Origin of the sequence: Allobacillus halotolerans, from assembly GCF_018967645.1 — a bacterium.
Classification (GTDB): Bacteria; Bacillota; Bacilli; order Bacillales; family Alkalibacillaceae; genus Allobacillus; species Allobacillus halotolerans.
This window is the reverse complement of sequence record NZ_JAHLZF010000033.1, coordinates 463-3,428: the sequence shown is the minus strand read 5'-3', so window position 1 is coordinate 3,428 and position 2,966 is coordinate 463. Positions and strand designations below refer to the sequence as shown.

Here is a 2,966-nt window from a genome sequence, read left to right as displayed (position 1 = left end):
ATATCTTTAGTCAATTTTTGTTTTTGTAATTTAATCTCTGGAGTAACTTCTTTAGAGTTTAGTTTGTCTAGTTCAAAATTCGATTCTAGTACCTTTTGTTGCAAGTCTTGTATACTAGCATCTAATTTAGCTTTTACTTTTTTGTTACTAAAGGCATCTAAAGACTTTTTAGCAACTTTGATAGTTTTTTGTAATTTTTTATCATCAGCATTTAATTCGACATCTTTAGTTTGATCTGCTACTCGTTTAAATCTTTGCACAGACTTAACCGCACTATCGATTTGCCTTTTGAATTTGGCTACACTAGCTTCAATAGTCGCTTTAATTTTATATTCCGTCACATTAACACCTCTCTTTCTATTGCTTGTTAAATTCTGCTATAACTTTAAAGAATTCATTATTTTGTGGTTCGTATTCATCACGTTCGCTACTAAATCTTATATCTTTACCTTCGTTAAGCCGTTGGATATTTTCTTCATAAGGCAATACGTCGTTTGCGTTGTTAAAAACATATTCCTCTTTAGGTTTATTTTCTGTCCCAACATTTTTAGTAGCTGCAGCATCACGAATAGCAAACGCAAGTTTGTAACGTTCGAATTCTTGGGTTAGCATTTCATACTCTTTCGCATACATTCGATAGTTATATTCTGTTAATGTCATTTGCTCAATAACATTTAAATCTGTAATACCAAGTGTTGACATACAAGTGATAACGATTCTGTCGTAAGTTATTACGCTTCCGCTGGTTTCTCTTCCGCTTCCACTACTTCTACTAGGTTTCGGGTCATAGGTCGCTTTCCCAACTCCGTTAAAATATCTGAACCGAATTCTTCTAGTCCGATATTTTCTGCGATTTCATCTAGCGCTTCATCAATGTTATTAATAGTAATTGCTTGTTTTTTTAAGTGAGATGTAGCTGCAATTAAAACTTCGCCAATCACAACAGGATTTCCACTTTCTAAACCTACAGGCAACATTGATACACCTTGACCGATAGAAGCTTGTTCAACTTTTAAACCTAATCGGTTATCGATTTCTCTTAAAAATTTAAAACCAAAACTTAACTCTAATGACTTTCCATTAATTTCTACATTCATAATTTAAAATCTCCATTCATGATTAATTTAAACAAAAATAAAAAGGGCGTTAAGCCCTATTTTTATACCTCTCCTGGTGTAACCGATGATGAATCTACTTTAGGTTGTGGAATTGCGGTTAAATCTTCGCTAGTTAACGCATCTGCTTTTGTAGTGTCATGGAATCTGTATCCAGTCGCCTTAAGTTTCTTTGTTACAGCCTCAGGCAATGTTGCAAATCCACGTTGGAAACGACCATTCACTCCATATTCATATTCATATTCATCAATACCGTTAGCTTCTGCTTTTAATTCAAATTTATTGTGGAAACCTTGGAAATATTTCGCTTTAAATTTAGTAGCATCTCCATTTTTGCCTGGTATTCTACTTTCAACTTCCCAAGCTTCATACAATACGCGATCTACAACTGCATCTTCAATTTCATCTGCAAAATCGTCACCATAAAACATTTTAGCAGTACCAGACATTGTTGACTCAACAGAACCACCAGTGTTATAAGAACCGTCCATTGTATCCTCTGTATCTGTATCAGCTTCATGTGATAAGCCGTATTCAGTTAAAAAAAGCATTTTAGTAGCATCTACTTTTTCGCCAGCTTTTCTAAATAAAATAATACGATCATTACTATTTTTCATATTTGCCATTCAATATTCCTCCGTTTTTTAAAATGTTTTGTAAGATATCGTTACTGATGTGTGTAGCAATTCTTGATTAGTAGTATCATCGACTAACTGTGCGATGTTAGTATCATCTTCTTCAAAGTCATAATCGTTTGTTTTAACGCTAGGTGTTAAATCATCGATACACCTTTTAACAAGTCCGTCATGATGTCCTAAATCATCGCTTACACTCCAAATATCAATAACTAAATTCGTATCGCCAGAATAACTATCAAACGTGTACTTACTTCTATTTGACTCCGGCATTTTTATTACAAAAAAAGGATACGGAATCTCTTGTTGCATCTCTTTACGAGAAATAACAGGGAATCCATATCCTTGTAGCGTTTCATACGCTTTATTATAAAGTTGTAAGTTCGGTGTCATGCTTTTATCTCCTATTCAAACAACGCTTTCAATTCTTCTACAGTTGATTTTCTTATTACCTCATATACTGGCCACATAAAAGGTTCTGCCTCCATGTATCGAGTACCAAACTCTAAGAAACCACTATAAGCTGCATGCGATGTGATAGTGTATTGCAAATCGCCAGTTTTTTTATATCTGATATTGCGTGATAAATTACCAGTCCAATAACCCTTATTCATTACTTCTCTAGCTTTCAATTTAGCTCGTACTACATATTCTTTGGCGTTTTCCTGTAAAATATCATCTACATCATCATCAATGTTGGTTTTCATATCATGAAATTGGTTTAACAGTGCGTCTAATCCATCTATATTCATCAATTGACCTCTTCGATATAATATGACGTTTCGTGTCTGTATATCCTTGTATCAACTATCTTGTAGCGAATGCCATTAACCAACACGTGGCTAACAGGGTGAGATATTGATTCTTTTATCCTCAGAACACTTACATCGTTTTTTACATCACCAAATTCAAGTTGCTTTCTTGCTCTAGAAATGGGGTTAATATTGCATGGTATCGCATCATAAGTGATTAGTGCGTTTTCTTTTTTGCTAGTTTTAGGATTGTAAGTTGCTACTTGTTCTAATTGAAAAACAACTCTATCTTCATATCTCAAAAGAACACAGCCCTTCCTTTTTTAGTTCTCGTTCTAGCATTAAAGTAATTATCAATAATAGCTTCATACTCCTTGAAATCGTTCAATTCATACGCATTGCTACGTCCGTCAACCGCTTCTGATGTCATACCTTCAGCACCAATCCTGTTGTAGCGTTTAACT

Annotated in this window: 7 protein-coding genes and 1 pseudogene; all 8 read right to left on the bottom strand. The window is 34.2% G+C overall.

What is annotated here, in order from left to right:
* Positions 1 to 341 (bottom strand): annotated as a pseudogene (locus KQ486_RS14465) (hypothetical protein); the annotation flags it as partial.
* Between the two features lie 16 nt (positions 342 to 357).
* Positions 358 to 702 carry a hypothetical protein gene (locus KQ486_RS13630; RefSeq protein WP_000105584.1) on the bottom strand — a complete coding sequence of 115 codons (345 nt, stop codon included), beginning with the start codon at positions 700 to 702 and terminating at the stop codon, positions 358 to 360.
* A gap of 29 nt (positions 703 to 731) precedes the next feature.
* Complete coding sequence (locus KQ486_RS13625) at positions 732 to 1,097, bottom strand: tail assembly chaperone (RefSeq protein WP_001100161.1); 366 nt, start codon at positions 1,095 to 1,097, stop codon at positions 732 to 734.
* A gap of 62 nt (positions 1,098 to 1,159) precedes the next feature.
* Positions 1,160 to 1,741, bottom strand: coding sequence for a phage major tail protein, TP901-1 family (locus tag KQ486_RS13620; RefSeq protein ID WP_000002578.1), 582 nt, complete (start codon positions 1,739 to 1,741; stop codon positions 1,160 to 1,162).
* Positions 1,742 to 1,759: 18 nt separating this feature from the next.
* Positions 1,760 to 2,143 carry a hypothetical protein gene (locus KQ486_RS13615; protein ID WP_000188650.1) on the bottom strand — a complete coding sequence of 128 codons (384 nt, stop codon included), beginning with the start codon at positions 2,141 to 2,143 and terminating at the stop codon, positions 1,760 to 1,762.
* Positions 2,144 to 2,154: 11 nt separating this feature from the next.
* Entirely contained in the window at positions 2,155 to 2,502 is a 348-nt protein-coding gene (locus tag KQ486_RS13610) for an HK97-gp10 family putative phage morphogenesis protein (RefSeq protein ID WP_001017815.1), read from the bottom strand.
* Complete coding sequence (locus KQ486_RS13605; protein ID WP_001268314.1) at positions 2,502 to 2,804, bottom strand: hypothetical protein; 303 nt, start codon at positions 2,802 to 2,804, stop codon at positions 2,502 to 2,504. Before KQ486_RS13605 ends, KQ486_RS13610 begins: the two co-directional genes overlap by 1 nt.
* Positions 2,801 to 2,966, bottom strand: a 166-nt coding sequence (locus KQ486_RS14460; RefSeq protein ID WP_246569352.1) for a phage head-tail connector protein, incomplete at its 5' end; no start/stop codon positions are given. The genes KQ486_RS14460 and KQ486_RS13605, both read right to left, overlap by 4 nt.